Annotated in this window: 1 protein-coding gene; it reads right to left on the minus strand. The window is 54.6% G+C overall.

Annotated features, from left to right (window positions below; genetic code table 11):
* Positions 1 to 133 (minus strand): hypothetical protein (locus tag ACWR1S_RS30990; protein WP_454566159.1); only part of this gene is annotated, 133 nt, incomplete at its 3' end.
* Between the last annotated feature and the right edge of the window lie 127 nt (positions 134 to 260).

Here is a 260-nt window from a genome sequence, read left to right on the forward strand (position 1 = left end):
CACTGACCAGCTCCACCTCAAAGACAAAAGGCTGGCTGATGGCTTCCCGGCCGGTGAGGGTAAACACCTGGAAATCGGCGGAAAGACCTTCGATGGTCAGGGCAAAGTGGGTTTCATTGGCCGGCGCGAACATCCCTTGTTCCTCGTGCTGTCACAAAATCTGGAATTGCGTAAACAACATCGACCAGCAGAGCTGGCCGATGCGTGTAACGATCAGCCGTAATTAAACGACTGGAGCACGCCAGTCATCGGAACCCGAA

It is taken from the genome of Pseudomonas sp. AIG (genome assembly GCF_977020205.1).